Origin of the sequence: Zafaria cholistanensis (assembly GCF_008580665.1) — a bacterium.
In the GTDB taxonomy this organism is placed as follows: Bacteria; Actinomycetota; Actinomycetes; order Actinomycetales; family Micrococcaceae; genus Zafaria; species Zafaria cholistanensis.
The window spans coordinates 1-15,898 of sequence record NZ_BKDJ01000025.1 but is presented as its reverse complement, the minus strand read 5'-3'; the positions used below and the strand labels follow the sequence as shown (position 1 = coordinate 15,898).

Sequence of the window (15,898 nt, the reverse complement as noted above, 5' to 3'; positions counted from 1 at the left end):
GGGTCCGGCGGGGGCGCCCGTGCGCGCCGTGCCCGCCGCCCGCGGGCGGCGCGCAGCGCCCAAGGCTCGGCCAACGAGCCGATCGAGCGCAGCGAAGCCGTGGCGGGCGCCGGGCAGGGCTCCACGCACGTGGCCAAGCTCCCGGAGGCCGCCCCCGCTCCGGCCGCCCCGGCGGCCGAGCCGATGATCCTCGGGGTCGGCGTGCCGGCCTCGGAGCTGTAGGATCGTTGGAGAAAAAAGGTCTTGACGACTCGCCGGGGCACGCAGTATTTGCCCCGGCGGGCCGGGCTAGCGTAGTCTAGACCTTCGGTGCGAACGCCAGCTATCGGAATCTTCCGCTCGGCGTGACAGCACAGCGCAATCCTGGAAATTCTTCCGGGTAGTGATGCGCAGCAAGAGTATTAAACGTCGAGAGAAGTGAGTTCCCAAGTGGTGTACGCGATTGTCCGCGCTGGCGGCCGCCAGGAGAAGGTTTCTGTTGGAGACCTGGTTACCCTTGACCGTGTCCCGGTGGTAGCAGGTGGCACCATTGAGCTTCCGGCCCTGCTCCTGGTTGACGGCGAGAAGGTGACCTCCGCGGCCTCCGATCTGGCCAAGGTGAAGGTGACGGCAGAGGTGGTCGAGAACCTCCGCGGCCCGAAGATCGTCATCCAGAAGTACAAGAACAAGACCGGCTACAAGAAGCGCCAGGGCTTCCGTTCCGCCCTGACCAAGGTCAAGGTCACCTCCATCGCCTAAGTGCGGTCGAGAACTCTGATTCCCTCTAACTTCTAAGGTAGGCATATTCCATGGCACATAAGAAGGGCGCCAGCTCCACCCGCAACGGCCGCGACTCGAACGCCCAGCGCCTCGGCGTCAAGCGCTTCGGTGGCCAGGTTGTTTCCGCCGGCGAGATCATCGTCCGCCAGCGCGGCACCCACTTCCACCCGGGCGCCAACGTCGGCCGCGGCGGCGACGACACCCTGTTCGCGCTGACCGCCGGAGCCGTCGAATTTGGCACCCGCCGCGGACGCCGCGTCGTGAACATTGTGACCGCCGACTAATTTCGTCGCGACCGCAATTCATTAGACTGGAGGGTGGGCCGGATGGCCCGCCCTCCAGTTGTTTATCCCGGGTCGCCACCGATGGCGCCCATCCCTTTGCAAGAGGAGTTCCCAGCAGTGGCAGCGTTCGTCGACCGAGTGGTCCTACATGTTTCCGGCGGTGCCGGAGGCCACGGCTGCGTCTCCATCAAGCGTGAGAAGTTCAAGCCGCTCGGCGGCCCCGACGGCGGCAACGGCGGCAACGGGGGCGACGTGATCCTGCGCGTCGACCACCAGACCACCACGCTGCTGTCCTACCACCACGCCCCCCACCGCCACGCCGAGAACGGCGAGGGCGGCAAGGGCGACCTGCGCGGTGGCCGCCACGGCGAGTCGCTGATCCTGCCCGTGCCCGAGGGCACCGTGGTGAAGACCCGCGACGGCCGGATCCTGGCCGACCTGGTCGGCGAGGGCACCGAGTACATCGCCGCCGCCGGCGGCCAGGGCGGCCTCGGCAACGCGGCCCTGTCCTCGCAGAAGCGCAAGGCCCCCGGCTTCGCGCTGCTGGGCATCCCCGGCGAGGAGCAGGACATTGTCCTGGAACTGAAGACCGTTGCCGACGTCGCGCTGGTGGGCTACCCGTCCGCCGGGAAGTCCTCCCTGATCGCCGCGCTCTCCGCGGCCCGCCCCAAGATCGCGGACTACCCTTTCACCACGCTGGTGCCGAACCTGGGCGTGGTCCAGGCCGGCGACGTCCGCTTCACCGTCGCCGACGTGCCGGGCCTGATTCCCGGCGCCTCCGAGGGCAAGGGCCTGGGGCTGGAGTTCCTGCGCCACGTCGAGCGCTGCGCCGCCCTGGTGCACGTGCTGGACTGCGGTGCCCTGGAATCGGACCGCAACCCGATCACCGACCTCGAAACCATTGAGGCCGAGCTCGATGCCTACGCCACGGACGCCAGCTTCGCCGGCGCCGACGGCACGGTGGTCCCGCTGAACGAGCGCCCGCGCCTGGTCGCCCTGAACAAGGTGGACATGCCGGACGGTGCCGACATGGCCGAGTTCGTGCGCCCGGAGCTGGAAAAGCGCGGCTACCGCGTCTTCGAGGTCTCCGCGATGACCCGCGCCGGGCTGAAGGAACTCAGCTTCGCCATGGCCGAACTGGTCATGCAGGCCCGTGCCGCCGTCACGGAAACCCCAGCCGCCGTGCCGGTGCAGGTGCTGCGCCCGCGCGCCGTGAACGAGGCCGGCTTCGAGATCCGCCGGGAGGAGCGCAACCTTGAGCCGCTCTTCCGCGTCCTGGGCGAAAAGCCCGTGCGCTGGGTCAAGCAGACCGACTTCACCAACGACGAGGCCGTAGGATACCTCGCCGACCGCCTCGCCAAGCTTGGAGTGGAGGACCGCCTCTTCAAGGTGGGCGCCAAGCCCGGCGATGCCGTAGTCATCGGCACCGACGACGACGGCGTGGTCTTCGACTGGGAGCCCACCATGGCCGCCGGCGCGGAGCTGCTGGCCGGCCCGCGCGGCACCGACCTGCGCATGGAAGACATCAGCCGCCCCACCCGCGGGCAGAAGCGCCAGCAGCAGCAGGACCGCCGTGACGCCAAGGCCGCCGCCCGCGCCGAGCTCGAGGCCGAGCGCAAGGCCGGCATCTGGACCGAGTCGGTGAACTACAAGCACCAGCAGCGTCCTGCGGAGGACGGGGAGTAGCGTGCGGGCCAACAACATGCCGTCGGCGGTCACGGACCGCTCCCAGTTGCCCCAGGCGGGCCGCATCGTCGTCAAAGTCGGCTCCTCGTCGCTGACCACAGTGGGCGGGGGCATTTCCGAGGAGGCCCTCGGCGGGCTGGTGGACCAGCTCGCCGCGGTGCGCAACGCCGGCGTCGAACTGATCCTCGTCTCCTCCGGCGCGATCGCCGCGGGGCTGGCCCCGCTGGGCCTGGCCCGCCGCCCGCGCGACCTGGCCCGGCAGCAGGCCGCCGCCTCCGTGGGGCAGGGCCTGCTGATGGCCCGCTACACGCAGGCGTTCGGCGCGCACGGGGTCACGGTGGGACAGGTGCTGCTCACCGCCGAGGACCTGATCCGCCGCCAGCAGTACGCCAATGCGTTCCGCGCCCTCAACCGGCTGCTGAACCTGGGGGTCGTGCCGATCGTCAACGAGAACGACACGGTCGCCACCCACGAGATCCGCTTTGGCGACAACGACCGGCTCGCCGCGCTGGTGGCGCACCTGGTCAAGGCCGACGCGCTGGTGCTGCTCTCCGACATCGACTCCGTCTATACCGGCCCGCCCGGGGAAGGCGGCGTGCGGATCCCGCGCGTGGACTCGGCCACGGACCTCGAGGGCGTGCGCATCGGAAGCGCCGGCAAGGCCGGCGTCGGCACCGGCGGCATGGTCACCAAGGTGGAGGCTGCCACCATGGCTGCCGAATCCGGCATCCCGGCCCTGGTCACGTCCACCGCCAACGCGGCGGCGGCGCTGGCCGGGGAGGACGTGGGCACCTGGTTCTCCACGCGCGGCGGCCGCCGCCCGGTGCGCCTGCTCTGGCTGGCCCACCTGGCCACCACCCAGGGGCGCCTGGTGCTCGACGACGGTGCCGTGGCGGCCGTCGGGTCCGGCCTGCGCTCGCTGCTGCCCGCCGGCATCACCGGGGTGGACGGCGACTTCGAGGCCGGGGACCCGGTGGAGATCGCCGACCGGCACGGGCGCGTCGTGGCCCGTGGCCTGGTCAACTATTCGGCGCAGGAACTGCCCCGGATGCTCGGCCGAAGCACCCATGAGCTGGCCCTCGACCTGGGCCCCCACTACGAGCGCGAGGTCGTGCACATCGACGACCTGGTGGTCGTCTAGGACCTCCCGGGCCCCGGGGTCATCCGCCCGTAATCCTCGACACGGGCGGGGCGTTGGCCCGGACGGGCGGACTAGACTTGTCCCCATGACCCTTTCCGCCGATCAGGCCTCCACCGCACTGCCCGCCGACGCGTCCTCCGCCGCCCCGGCGCCGGACACCGTGCCGGACGCCGCGGAGGCCGTCGGCCAGCTGGCCGGCCGCGCCCGCGTCGCCTCCCGCGTGCTTGCCCGCGCCGACCGCAACCTCAAGGACCATGCCCTGGTGTCCATTGCCGGCGCCCTGGACTCCGGGCGCGCGGACGTGATCGCCGCCAACGCCAGGGACCTCGAGCGCGAGGCTGCCGCAGGCACGGGCGCGGCGCTGCTGGACCGCCTGCGCCTGGACGACGCCCGCGTGGACGGACTGATCGCGGCCCTGCACGAACTCGCCGGCCTGCCGGACCCGGTCGGTACGGTGCTGCGCGGCCAGACCCTGCCCAACGGACTGCGCCTGCGCCAGGTGCACGTGCCCATGGGCGTGGTCGGCGCCATCTACGAGGCCCGCCCCAACGTCACCGTGGACATTGCCGGTTTGGCCCTGAAGAGCGGCAACGCCGTGCTGCTGCGCGGCGGATCCGCCGCGGCGGAAACCAACAAGGCCCTGCTTGCCCTGATCCGCGAAGCCCTCGAGGCCGCCGGCCTGCCCGCCGACGCGGTGCAGAGCGTGGACCCGTGGGGGCGCGCCGGGGCCACCGCCCTGATGGCAGCCCGCGGCAAGGTCGACGTCCTGATCCCGCGCGGAGGCCGCTCGCTGATCCAGTCCGTGGTGACGAACGCCACGGTACCGGTCATCGAGACCGGCGAAGGCAACGTCCACATCTACCTGGACGAGTCCGCCACCTCCGCCGACGCGGTGGCGATCCTGCTCAATGCCAAGACCCAGCGTCCCTCGGTGTGCAACACCGTGGAGACGCTGCTGATCCACCCGAAGGCCGCCGCCGCCGCCGACGTGCTCACCGCCCTGGCGGGTGCCGGCGTGCGCCTGCATGCCGACGAACGCGCCGCCGCCCTGGTCCCGGAGGTCGCCACCGTCCCGGCCACTGAGGAGGACTGGGCCACCGAGTACATGGACCTTGACCTTGCCGTACGCGTGGTCGACGGCCTCGACGCCGCCATGGAGCACATCCGCACTTGGTCTACCGGGCACACCGAGGCGATCCTCACTAACGACCTCGCCAATGCCGAGCGCTTCATCGCCGAGGTGGACTCGGCCGCGGTGATCGTCAACGCCTCCACCCGCTTCACCGACGGCGGGCAGCTGGGCCTGGGCGCGGAGGTCGGAATCTCCACCCAAAAGATGCATGCGCGCGGGCCCATGGGTCTGCGCGAGCTCACCACGACCAAGTGGATCGTGCAGGGCGACGGCCACGTCAGGTCGTGACCCCCTCCGCAACGCAGGTACGATAGAACCCACGCATCCAACCGCGCCAAGCGCTTCCCGCGGGTCTTTCCGGGCCCGCGGGGGTCGTACGGCGACAACCTGAAAAGGAAGAGACATGCTCGTTCCGCTGCTCAGCGCGGCCGCCGAGGCCGAATCCACCTCCGGAAACACGGCACTGCTTATTGGTGGCGGCATCATGGCCTTCTTCCTGCTGGCCCTTCTGGTGACCGCGTCCTACACGAACGTCGGCCGCCGCCACGAGGCGCACGCCGAGGTCGCGGACATGCACCGCCAGCACACCAACAAGCACGGACATCACTAGCCTGTCCGACGCCGAGGCGCCCGCCCGGCCGTTCCGCCTGGGCGTCATGGGTGGCACGTTCGACCCCATCCACCACGGACACCTGGTGGCGGCCTCCGAGGTCGCGGCAGAGTTCGGGCTGGACGAGGTGGTCTTCGTGCCCACCGGCGAACCATGGCAGAAGGCCGGGCGGAGCGTCACCGATTCGGAGCACCGCTACCTGATGACGGTGATCGCCACCGCTTCGAATCCGCATTTCACGGTCAGCCGGGTGGACATCGACCGTCCCGGGCCGACCTACACGATCGACACCCTCCGCGACCTGCGCCGGCAGCGGCCAAACGCGGAACTGTTCTTCATCACCGGCGCCGACGCCATGGCCCAAATCGTGTCCTGGAAGGACATCGAGGAGTTGTGGACGCTGGCGCACTTCGTGGGCGTCACGCGGCCCGGACATGAACTGTCCGACAACGGGCGGGGCAACATCAGCCTGCTCGAGGTTCCGGCCATGGCCATCTCCTCGACGGACTGCCGGAACCGGGTGCGGCGGCGCAAGCCCGTCTGGTACCTGGTGCCGGACGGCGTGGTGCAGTACATCGCCAAGTACAAGTTGTACAACGACGACGGCGGCGAACGAGCTTAGCCGGGAAATGGACCTCATGAGTGACGACCAGGGCATGGCCCTCAGCCGACGGGCCCTGCGTGAGCAACGGCGTGCGGCCGAGGCGGCGCTCTCCGGCGCGTCTGCGGAGGCCACCGGTCCGCCGGCGACGGGGCAGAAGCCTCTCGTCCGGCCCGCCCCCTCTCCGGACACGCACCCCCGGGGCGCCCAAGCCAGGGGCACTCAGGTCAGGGACGCTCAGGCCAAAGACTCTCAGGCCAGGGACGCCCAGAAGGTCCGCCCCCAGGGTTCCGAGGCGGGCAGGCCCGTCGGTGCTCCGGCGAACCATGCCGGCCTGACCCGCGCGGCGGTCCGGGCCCGCTCCGCGGCGGCCCAAGCCGCCGCGCCAGCCGGCACTCCCGCGCCCTCCGACCCCGCCGGGCAAGCCGGTACTCCTGTCCGGTCCAGTACAATCCAGTCCGGCCCAGGCCAGTCCGGCCCAGGCCAGTCCGGCCCAGGCCAGTCCGGCCTAGGCCAGTCCAGTCCAGTCCAGTCCAGTCCAGTCCAGTCCGGCCCGTTCCGGCCCGGCCCCACGGGGGCTGGAGCTGCCGCTTCCGGGCAGGCGAAGGTGCGGACCGAGCGGCCGGCAGCGCCCCAGCCGGCTGCGGGCAAGGCCGGTCCCCAGGCTAAGGCCGCCGCGGAGGCGCAGGCCGCAGGGCCGGTGCAGGGCGTCCCGAAGAAGGTTCAGGGCTCCCCGGCCAGCCTTCGTCCCCGGGCGCAGCGTCCATCCGCAGCCGCAGCATCGACACCCGTGCCCTTGGCGCCCGGGTCGCCCGTGGCCGGATCAGCCGCAGCCGGGTCCTCCGCGGTCATGCTAGGGGAGGCGCGGAACCCGGGGCCCCGTCCCGCGGCACCGGGCGCTTCCGCCCCTCGCGCCACTGCGGTCCCGTCAGCTGCCGCGGTGCGGTCCGATTCCGCCCCGCAGCCCGCGCGTCCCGTGTCCGGTGGCAAGGATCAGGCCCACGGTCCGGCACGGGACGCCGCCTCAGGTGCTCCGGCCCGTCCCGAACGCAGTTCCCAGCAGCGTGCCCGCGACCGCGAGGTGTTGCGCGAACTGCGCCGGCTCGAGCAGGTTGCGGCCCGGTCGGCCACCCGCGAGCCGGGGGACGCCGCCCAGGACCAGAAGCCGCTGACCCGCCGGCAGTTGCGCCCGCGTCCTTCGGCCACGGGCGCCGTTGCCGCCGCTCCGGCTACCGGTCCTGTTCCCGTGGTGCGCGGGGGTGCTGCCGCTCCGGCTACCGGTCCTGTTCCCGTGGTGCGCGGAAGCGTCGCCGCTCCGTCCACCGGCTCCATTCCGGCCGTGCCGGGCATGGGGGAGGAGCCCGTGCCGCGGACCGGGAGCATGCCCGTGCTGTCCAAGACGGCCAAGACGGCCAAGCCCGTCAAGGTGGGCCCCTCCACCACGCAGGACGCTCCCTCCGGGAACGTCAGCCTTGAGGATGCCCTCGCCGCACGCCGCCGCTCCGCCGCCCGCATGGCGGCCGTCGCGCTGCCCCCGGCCAGCGCGGACGACTCCGTGTTCGACGAGGACAGTGGGCTGATCGACCTCGAGGTCCTGGCCCGCCAGCGCGAACTGGCCGCCCGTGCCGCGATCATCAGCCGGCGGGCCGCCGAACGCCAGCGCCTGGAGCAGGCGAACTCGATGCGCATGGAAAAGGTCCGTTCGGACCCGTTCACCGGCGCCCTTATGCAGGTGCGCGATCCCCAGGCCGAGAAGATGCTGGCCAACATCGGGGTGCGCGGACCTGAAACCAGCGGCTTCCGGCTGGACCTGTCCGACCTGCAGCCGACCGGCGAGGTGCGGCAGGCCCGGCAGCCGGAGACGGCCCCGGCCGAACCCGCGGACGCCGTTCCGCAGCCGCGCCCCGCCGTCGTCCCCCTGTCCGGGGAGGACGAGGACGAGCGCGCGTTCGGCTTCAGCGGCGCGCTGGGGCGGATCCGCTCCGGCATCGCCGCGGACCGGGACCTCGCCCCGCAGGACGACGACGACCCCAACGTCCAGCCGGTGCGCGCGGTACGCGCCCAAGGCCTGGATCCGCTGGACTACCTCACCGCCGGCGTGCGCCGGGCCAACCACACCGTCATGCTGACCGCCGGTTCCGTCACCGCCGGAGGCGGGGCGTTCGTGGCGGGCATCGTTATGATCTTCACCGCCCGCTAGGCGCGCAGACGCGCCTGGCACCACCCCTCAAAGGAGCACAGTGACCGCTACCGATCACTCCCTGGACATGATCCGCACCGCCGCCACCGCGGCGGCCGACAAGCTTGCGGAGAACCTCGTCGCGCTTGACGTGAGCGACCGGCTGGGCATCACCGATGCCTTCCTCATCGCCTCGGCCTCGAGCGAACGCCAGGTCAACGCCATCGTCGACGGCATCGAAGAGGTGCTGCTGGAGAAGTTCGAGCTGCGCCCGGTGCGCCGCGAGGGCCGTGGCGAAGGCCGCTGGGTCCTGCTCGACTACGCCGACGTGGTGATCCACGTCCAGCACAGCGAGGACCGGGTCTTCTATGCGCTGGAGCGCCTGTGGGGCGACTGCCCGCTGATCGACCTGCCGACCACCGGCGAGCCCGCCTCCGGCGCTGCCGCCGGGCAGCCGCAGCCGGAGTAGTCCCGCCAGGGGCAACCCCTGCATCCGCCACGGCGCCGGCACCCCTTCGCGGATGCCGGCGCCGCGGCGTTGGCGGGCCGGCGGCGGGCCGGGGCCGATTTGCGTTCCCGTTTCGGCCTGTCCTATGATGGTCGAGTTGTCCGGCGGGGAACGCCGCAGGACAGCCACCCATTCGGGGGTATGGCGCAGTTGGTAGCGCGTCTGCATGGCATGCAGAAGGTCAGGGGTTCGAATCCCCTTACCTCCACCGAAGAGCAGCTGAGGGAGCCGTTTTCCGCCCGGGAAACGGCTCCCTTCGCGTTCCCGGCAGGTGTTCCCGGCAGGTCAGGGCGCACGACGGCGGGTATCGCCGCCTCCCACCCGGGCGCGGGCCCGTGTGGAAACGGCCGAAACCGCGGCCTCCAGCGGGCCCCGGCCCACCAGGTTGTGCCACAGGACCCCAACCAGCAGGGCTGCCCCCACCTGGAGTCCGAAGGACTCGAAGGGGCTGCCGCCGAGCAGCCCCACGGACAGGAAGAGGAGGTGCGCCGAATAGAGGGTCAGGGTCATGCTCCCCGCCGGAGCCAGGACCTCGATGACCTGGCGCAGCGCCCGCCCCGCCAGCAGCAGGACCCCCAGCGCCACCATGGCGGTGCCGATGGTGTGCACCAGCTCCAAAGGCATGTCCGAGTACGGGGTTGAGGCGGCCAGCCACCACCAGGAGTCTTCCTCGAACCGCGCATCGCGGCCATGCACCAGCATGCGGGCCGTCTGCCGCCACCCCAGGTCCCACGCCCAGGCGGTCGCCAGGCCCGAAACCGCCCACGCGCCCGCAGCGAGCAGGACCCCGAAACCCAGCAGCCGCTTCCCGGTGCGGCGGGCCCCCAGGTCCAGGCGGGCCCCGAGGTCCATCCGTCCAATGGCCAGGCCCGCGCACATGTAGGCCATCCACGGCACGGCGGGATAGCCGCCCGTGAACAGAAGCTGGGTGGCGGTCACCCAGGGGTCGCCCAGCAGCGAGGTGAGGGTGGGATTCCCGTCCGGGGAGGCCGGCAGCACATCCTGCAGGGCCAGCATGAGGACCGGCCCGGCCAGCGCAAACACTGCGCACAGGCCCGCCAGGGCCCGCGGACCCAGGCCCAGGAGGGGCACCGCCAGCAGGAACATCACCCCGTAGTAGGCCAGGATGATTTCCACGTCCGGCTCCGTGTAACCGATCAGCAGGCCAATGGCCAGGACCAGCAGCGCCCGGGCGGCGGTCCCCACGCGGGCGGCCTTCAGGGCCTGGCCCCGCAGCAGGGTGCGCCCTCCGGAGCCGAAGGCCAGCGAGACGCCGGCCAGCAGTGCGAAGAGGGCGGAGGCGCGGCCCGCGAACAGGATCCACGTCGCGGAGGGTTCATCCGCCGGGTTGGCCTCAGGCAGCACATGCACGCCCATCATGCCGATCAGGGCAAGGCACCGTGCGGCATCCACCGCCAGGATCCGGGCCTTGCCTGGCTGGCCGGCCCCAGCGCCGGCGCCGGCGGGGGAGCGCGGGGCGTCCGGAAAGCCAGTCCCGGCGGCAGGTCCCGGGGACGGGCCGCCGGGAGCGGGCGCAGGATTTTCGGACGGCTGGTCCATGATGGTCCTCCTCCCCCTGCCGGCGGCTCCCGCCGTCGTGCCCGCCGTATTCCTCGTGCTTCCGTGTCCCTCGTGCTGCCGTCTCCCTCGTGCCCGGCGCGAAGCGGGCACGGCGGCGGCGGAACGGGGGACGGAACCCGGCTGGCGCGGTCCGGTGCCCCGGTGTGTTCCGGTCATCGTGGCACCGCCGGCGGCCCGTGGCAAGGCCGTGCAGGTGGCCTTGCCAGGGGCCTTGCCCGCGGCGGGAACGGCCGGGGCGCGACACGCCGGAACGGGCCGACACGCCCCTTTTCGAAACTCTGTGCGAGTCCTCCACAGGGTGTGGATTGCGGAAGCAAATACGCTAAATTCCGCGGAAATCCGGGCCCGGTTTTTCCACACTTGGTGTGGACGGGGCGGTGGACGAATGACATACTTGTAAGACAACATCTTGGGGTCGAGTCCCGCCCCTCCCACTAGATGTAGTATTGGGATCGCTGGCGAGGCAGGAGACCCATTCGGGGAAACCACCCCGAACCCGCGGTTGAGACGCCCACCACGGCGCCAGCGCGGCAGCCACGAAACACCACAGATTTTCGAATTAGAAGCTTCCGGACCAAAGGGGAACAGGACATGACCGTCACGGTTTACACGAAGCCCGCCTGTGTACAGTGCAACGCCACCTACCGCGCCTTGGACAAGAAGGGCATCGCCTACCAGAGCGTGGACATTTCCCAGGACCCCGAGGCCCTGGAGCGCGTGCGCGCCCTCGGCTACATGCAGGCTCCGGTTGTCATCACCGAGGCCGACCACTGGTCCGGCTTCCGCCCCGACAAGATCGAGGAGCTGGCCCAGGCCGTCTCCTCCGTCGCCTAGCGGCACCACGCCTCCGGCGCAAAGGACTCCCGGCATGACCGCCAACACCTTGGCGGACCCGGCGCGCGGCGCCGGGTCCGTCCCGGAGTCGGCCACGGACTGCGACCTGGTCTACTTCTCCTCGGCCTCCGGCTACACCAAGCGGTTCATGGAGAAGCTGGGTCTCCCGTGCGCGCGCATCCCGCTCTATGCCACCGGGCCGCGGCTCGTGGCCACCCGGCCGTTCGTGCTGGTCCTGCCCACCTATGGTGGGGAAGAGGGACGGCACTCGGTGCCGCCGCAGGTCGTGCGGTTCCTGAATGACGAGCGCAACCGCTCCCTGCTGCGCGGGGTGATCGGCGCCGGGAACACCAACTTCGGCAAGGCCTACTGCCTCGCGGCGATGAAGATCGCCGCCAAGTGCGACGTGCCCTTGCTTTACCGCTTTGAACTTATGGGCACGTCCGAGGACGTGGACCGCGTACGCGAAGGATTGGAAGAGTTTTGGACACCAAAGTCACAGAACCGGCCGTGAAGAAGGACGGCAAGGATCTCCCGGCGGCTTGGCAGGGGCTCGGCTACCACGAGCTGAACGCCATGCTGAACCTGTACGGGCAGGACGGGAAGATTCAGTTCGAGGCGGACCGCGCCGCGGCGCGCCAGTACTTCCTGGAACACGTGAACAACAACACCGTGTTCTTCCACGACCTGGACGAGAAGCTCGACTACCTGGTCAAGCACGACTACTACGAGCGCGAGACGCTGGATCAGTACACGATGAACTTCATCCGTGACCTGTTCAAGCGTGCCTACGCCAAGAAGTTCCGCTTCGAGACCTTCCTGGGCGCCTTCAAGTTCTACACCAGCTACACGCTGAAGACCTTCGACGGCAAGCGCTACCTGGAGCGCTACGAGGACCGCGTCTGCATGGTGGCCCTGCACCTGGCCCGCGGTGACGAGAAGCTGGCCGAGTCGCTGGTCGACGAGATCATCGACGGCCGCTTCCAGCCCGCCACCCCGACGTTCCTCAACGCCGGCAAGGCCCAGCGCGGCGAGCTGGTCTCCTGCTTCCTGCTGCGCGTCGAGGACAACATGGAGTCGATCGCCCGCGGCATCAACTCCTCGCTGCAGCTGTCCAAGCGCGGCGGCGGCGTGGCGCTGTCCCTGACCAACATCCGCGAGTACGGCGCGCCGATCAAGCAGATCGAGAACCAGTCCTCCGGCGTCATCCCCGTGATGAAGCTCCTCGAAGACTCCTTCTCCTACGCCAACCAGCTCGGGGCCCGCCAGGGCGCCGGCGCGGTGTACCTGCACGCGCACCACCCGGACATCTACCGCTTCCTGGACACCAAGCGGGAGAACGCCGACGAGAAGATCCGCATCAAGACCCTCTCCCTGGGCGTCGTGATTCCGGACATCACCTTCGAACTGGCCAAGAAGAACGAGGACATGTACCTGTTCTCCCCGTACGACGTCCAGCGCGTCTACGGGATCCCCTTCTCCGACGTCAACGTCTCCGAGAAGTACTACGAGATGGTCGACGACGCACGGATCAAGAAGACCAAGATCAACGCCCGCGAATTCTTCCAGACCCTCGCCGAGATCCAGTTCGAGTCCGGCTACCCGTACATCATGTTCGAGGACACGGTGAACCGGGAGAACCCGATCAAGGGCAAGATCACCATGAGCAACCTGTGCTCGGAGATCCTGCAGGTGTCCACCCCCTCGGTCTACAACGAGGACCTGGGCTACCAGACCGTGGGTAAGGACATCTCCTGCAACCTGGGCTCGATGAACATCGCCAAGACCATGGACTCGCCGGACTTCGGCGCGTCCATCGAGACCGCCATCCGCGCGCTCTCCGCGGTCTCGGACATGTCCCACATCAACTCGGTGCCCTCCATCGCCGAGGGCAACGCGAAGTCGCACGCGATCGGCCTCGGGCAGATGAACCTGCACGGCTACCTGGCCCGCGAGCACGTCCACTACGGCTCCGCCGAGGGCCTGGACTTCACCAACATCTACTTCTACACGGTGCTCTTCCACGCGCTGCGGGCCTCCAACCTCCTCGCGATCGAGAAGGGGGAGACGTTCGGCGGGTTCGCCGACTCCAAGTACGCCTCCGGGGAGTTCTTCGACAAGTACACCGAGCGCGAGTGGGCCCCGGAGACGGAGCGCGTCCGCGAGCTCTTCGCGGGCACCCACATCCCCACCCGCGAGGACTGGCTGGCGCTGAAGGCTTCCGTCATGGAGCACGGCATCTACAACCAGAACCTGCAGGCCGTCCCGCCGACCGGATCGATCTCCTACATCAACAACTCGACCTCCTCCATCCATCCGGTGGCCGCGAAGATCGAGATCCGCAAGGAAGGCAAGATTGGCCGCGTCTACTACCCGGCGCCGTACCTGACCAACGAGAACCTGGAGTACTACCAGGACGCGTACGAGATCGGCTACGAGAAGATCATCGACACCTACGCCGCGGCGACCCAGCACGTGGACCAGGGCCTGTCCCTGACCCTGTTCTTCAAGGACACGGCCACCACGCGCGACATCAACAAGGCGCAGATTTACGCGTGGCGCAAGGGCATCAAGACGCTCTACTACATCCGCCTGCGCCAGCTCGCCCTGGAGGGCACCGAGGTGGAGGGTTGCGTCTCCTGCGCTTTGTAGCAGGCTTCGTATCAATTTTGGCCGCGCGGACCGCACGGCACTGAGGCGTACGACGGCGGGGGAGACCCGCCGTCGTACGCGCACCTATAGAACGACTTACGCAAGAGAAAGACAGGAATCGAGATGACCGAGAAGGTCAAGCTGCTCAGCCACGTCGAGGCCATCAACTGGAACCGCATCCAGGACGAGAAGGACGTCGAGGTCTGGAACCGGCTGGTCAACAACTTTTGGCTGCCGGAGAAGGTGCCGCTGTCCAACGACATCCAGTCCTGGGGCACGCTGACCGCGGAGGAGAAGACGCTCACCATGCGCGTCTTCACCGGACTGACCCTGCTGGACACCCTCCAGGGCACCGTCGGTGCGGTCTCGCTGATCCCGGACGCGCTCACTCCGCACGAGGAGGCCGTGTACACCAACATCGCTTTCATGGAGTCGGTGCACGCGAAGTCCTACTCCTCGATCTTCTCCACCCTGTGCTCCACCAAGGAGATCGACGACGCCTTCCGCTGGTCCGTGGAGAACCCGAACCTGCAGAAGAAGGCGCAGATCGTCGAGAGCTACTACCTGGGCGACGACCCGCTGAAGAAGAAGATCGCCTCCACGCTGCTGGAGTCCTTCCTCTTCTACTCCGGCTTCTACCTGCCGATGTACTGGTCCTCCCGCGCCAAGCTGACAAACACCGCCGACCTGATCCGCCTGATCATCCGCGACGAGGCCGTGCACGGGTACTACATCGGCTACAAGTTCCAGAAGGGCCTCGAAGGCCTGTCCGAGGAGCGCAGGCAGGAGCTGAAGGACTGGACGTACGAGCTGCTCTTCGAGCTGTACGAGAACGAGGTCCAGTACACCCACGACCTCTACGACGGAGTGGGCCTGAGCGAGGACGTCAAGAAGTTCCTGCACTACAACGCCAACAAGGCCCTGATGAACCTGGGCTACGAGGCGATGTTCCCGGCCACCGTCACCGACGTGAACCCGGCAATCCTCTCCGCGCTCTCACCCAACGCCGACGAGAACCACGACTTCTTCTCGGGGTCGGGTTCCTCCTACGTGATCGGCAAGGCCGTGAACACCGAGGACGAGGACTGGGACTTCTAGGCCTGTTGTGACGTGAACGTCCAGGTGCGACTTTTGCAGAGTTTGCGCGACGTTTTGCAAACGTACTCGCGACTTAGTCGTGACTAGCCTCCGCCATTACCTCCCGGCGGCGTAGCGTCGCCGGGAGGTAATCCGAAAGGCAGCGGGGGATGTGAGGCCTGAGGTTGGTTGGCGGGTCGCCGCTTAGCTGGCGGAGCGGGACTGGACGGCTGGCTGGCGCTTGAACAGGTAGAAGCGCTGGGAAGTGAAAGCAGAACGGGACCGCCCCGTGGGGCGGTCCCGCCGTTTGGGTCTAGTAGTTGATGACCTGGGGCTGGGCGAGGTGCTTGAGGCCCTCGGTGCCGAACTCCAGGCCGTATCCGGATTGCTTGGCCCCGCCGAAGGGCATGCGCGGGTCCACGGCGCCGTGCTTGTTGATCCACACGGTTCCGGCCCCGATGTGCGCGGCGGCTTAGCGGGCCTTGTTCCCGCACGCCCCGACCCGGCCCATGGACCCGGTCAGCCCTTGCTGCGTGAGTGCTCTCACGAACACCGTGGAACTGCGAGCCGCTTTTCCGTTTGAACCACTGTCTTTTCGGGGGAGCGCAGGGCGGCCCTCGTTGAATGACATTTCAGCGACTTACGTGGTGATGGAGAGCCGTGAAGCGTCCTATACGTGGTGTGCGTGGGTTGAGGGGTTTTGTGTGTGGGGTTCGCGGAGCAGGGACATGCGGTCCTGGAAGCGGCGGCGGATGACGTAGAGGATCAGGGACAGCAGGAGGATGCCGACGCCGATGGCCAGTTCGAGTGGGCCTCCGTATCCGGAGAGTTCGGAGGAGAGGGCGCCGATGACC

Annotated in this window: 15 protein-coding genes, 1 tRNA gene and 2 pseudogenes; 15 read left to right on the top strand and 3 right to left on the bottom strand. The window is 69.1% G+C overall.

All coding sequences use genetic code 11. The annotated features are described in order from the left end of the window. From NCCP_RS15065 to NCCP_RS14545, 11 genes are all read left to right on the top strand, one after another. A partial coding sequence (locus tag NCCP_RS15065; RefSeq protein ID WP_172627422.1) for a hypothetical protein occupies nt 1-222 on the top strand: 222 nt, incomplete at its 5' end. Between the two features lie 207 nt (nt 223-429). After that, the gene (gene rplU / locus NCCP_RS14590) at nt 430-738 is read left to right on the top strand and encodes a 50S ribosomal protein L21 (RefSeq protein ID WP_149958018.1); all 309 of its coding nucleotides are present in this window, start codon (nt 430-432) and stop codon (nt 736-738) included. Between the two features lie 50 nt (nt 739-788). Beyond that, nucleotides 789-1,043: a 50S ribosomal protein L27 gene (gene rpmA / locus NCCP_RS14585; RefSeq protein WP_149958015.1), complete on the top strand. Its 255-nt coding sequence runs from the start codon at nt 789-791 to the stop codon at nt 1,041-1,043. A 117-nt stretch (nt 1,044-1,160) separates the two neighbouring features. Beyond that, a complete protein-coding gene (obgE, locus tag NCCP_RS14580; protein ID WP_149958014.1) occupies nt 1,161-2,729 on the top strand; it encodes a GTPase ObgE in 1,569 nt (522 codons plus the stop codon). A 16-nt stretch (nt 2,730-2,745) separates the two neighbouring features. Continuing rightward, nucleotides 2,746-3,870, top strand: a complete 1,125-nt coding sequence (gene proB, locus NCCP_RS14575) for a glutamate 5-kinase (protein ID WP_149958017.1) — start codon at nt 2,746-2,748, stop codon at nt 3,868-3,870. Nucleotides 3,871-3,955: 85 nt separating this feature from the next. Continuing rightward, entirely contained in the window at nt 3,956-5,290 is a 1,335-nt protein-coding gene (locus NCCP_RS14570) for a glutamate-5-semialdehyde dehydrogenase (protein WP_149958013.1), read from the top strand. A gap of 115 nt (nt 5,291-5,405) precedes the next feature. Then, nucleotides 5,406-5,612, top strand: coding sequence for a hypothetical protein (locus NCCP_RS14565; protein WP_149958012.1), 207 nt, complete (start codon nt 5,406-5,408; stop codon nt 5,610-5,612). 46 nt (nt 5,613-5,658) lie between these two features. Then, entirely contained in the window at nt 5,659-6,234 is a 576-nt protein-coding gene (nadD, locus tag NCCP_RS14560; protein ID WP_149958011.1) for a nicotinate-nucleotide adenylyltransferase, read from the top strand. A gap of 955 nt (nt 6,235-7,189) precedes the next feature. Next, nucleotides 7,190-8,413 (top strand): hypothetical protein, encoded by a 1,224-nt coding sequence (locus tag NCCP_RS14555; RefSeq protein WP_149958010.1) that lies wholly within the window; start codon nt 7,190-7,192, stop codon nt 8,411-8,413. A gap of 40 nt (nt 8,414-8,453) precedes the next feature. Then, a complete protein-coding gene (rsfS, locus tag NCCP_RS14550) occupies nt 8,454-8,861 on the top strand; it encodes a ribosome silencing factor (protein WP_149958009.1) in 408 nt (135 codons plus the stop codon). 174 nt (nt 8,862-9,035) lie between these two features. Next, nucleotides 9,036-9,108: transfer RNA gene (locus NCCP_RS14545), tRNA-Ala, on the top strand. Nucleotides 9,109-9,185: 77 nt separating this feature from the next. Here NCCP_RS14545 and NCCP_RS14540 read toward each other — a convergent pair. Further along, nucleotides 9,186-10,460, bottom strand: a complete 1,275-nt coding sequence (locus NCCP_RS14540) for a heparan-alpha-glucosaminide N-acetyltransferase domain-containing protein (protein WP_172627421.1) — start codon at nt 10,458-10,460, stop codon at nt 9,186-9,188. A 612-nt stretch (nt 10,461-11,072) separates the two neighbouring features. Here NCCP_RS14540 and nrdH point away from each other — a divergent pair. The 4 genes from nrdH to nrdF all read left to right on the top strand — a co-directional run bounded on the left by nrdH (nt 11,073) and on the right by nrdF (nt 15,065). Next, entirely contained in the window at nt 11,073-11,315 is a 243-nt protein-coding gene (nrdH, locus tag NCCP_RS14535; protein ID WP_149958007.1) for a glutaredoxin-like protein NrdH, read from the top strand. A gap of 34 nt (nt 11,316-11,349) precedes the next feature. Further along, on the top strand, nt 11,350-11,829 hold the full coding sequence (gene nrdI / locus NCCP_RS14530) for a class Ib ribonucleoside-diphosphate reductase assembly flavoprotein NrdI (RefSeq protein WP_149958006.1): 480 nt from the start codon (nt 11,350-11,352) through the stop codon (nt 11,827-11,829). Beyond that, nucleotides 11,826-13,967: a class 1b ribonucleoside-diphosphate reductase subunit alpha gene (nrdE, locus tag NCCP_RS14525; RefSeq protein WP_149958016.1), complete on the top strand. Its 2,142-nt coding sequence runs from the start codon at nt 11,826-11,828 to the stop codon at nt 13,965-13,967. Before nrdI ends, nrdE begins: the two co-directional genes overlap by 4 nt. Nucleotides 13,968-14,090: 123 nt before the next feature. Beyond that, nucleotides 14,091-15,065, top strand: coding sequence for a class 1b ribonucleoside-diphosphate reductase subunit beta (gene nrdF, locus NCCP_RS14520; protein WP_149958005.1), 975 nt, complete (start codon nt 14,091-14,093; stop codon nt 15,063-15,065). 292 nt (nt 15,066-15,357) lie between these two features. Here the strand turns inward: nrdF and NCCP_RS15365 are convergent. Then, a pseudogene (locus NCCP_RS15365) lies at nt 15,358-15,513 on the bottom strand (aldehyde dehydrogenase family protein); the annotation flags it as partial. Between the two features lie 201 nt (nt 15,514-15,714). After that, nucleotides 15,715-15,898, bottom strand: a pseudogene (locus NCCP_RS14510) (hypothetical protein); the annotation flags it as partial.

Coding starts and splice junctions, on each gene's coding strand:
- rpmA (WP_149958015.1), top strand. CDS start 789: ATGGCACATAAGAAGGGCGCCAGCTCCACCCGCAACGGCCGCGACTCG.
- proB (WP_149958017.1), top strand. CDS start 2,746: ATGCCGTCGGCGGTCACGGACCGCTCCCAGTTGCCCCAGGCGGGCCGC.
- NCCP_RS14570 (WP_149958013.1), top strand. CDS start 3,956: ATGACCCTTTCCGCCGATCAGGCCTCCACCGCACTGCCCGCCGACGCG.
- NCCP_RS14565 (WP_149958012.1), top strand. CDS start 5,406: ATGCTCGTTCCGCTGCTCAGCGCGGCCGCCGAGGCCGAATCCACCTCC.
- nadD (WP_149958011.1), top strand. CDS start 5,659: ATGGGTGGCACGTTCGACCCCATCCACCACGGACACCTGGTGGCGGCC.
- NCCP_RS14540 (WP_172627421.1), bottom strand. CDS start 10,460: ATGGACCAGCCGTCCGAAAATCCTGCGCCCGCTCCCGGCGGCCCGTCC.
- nrdH (WP_149958007.1), top strand. CDS start 11,073: ATGACCGTCACGGTTTACACGAAGCCCGCCTGTGTACAGTGCAACGCC.
- nrdI (WP_149958006.1), top strand. CDS start 11,350: ATGACCGCCAACACCTTGGCGGACCCGGCGCGCGGCGCCGGGTCCGTC.
- nrdF (WP_149958005.1), top strand. CDS start 14,091: ATGACCGAGAAGGTCAAGCTGCTCAGCCACGTCGAGGCCATCAACTGG.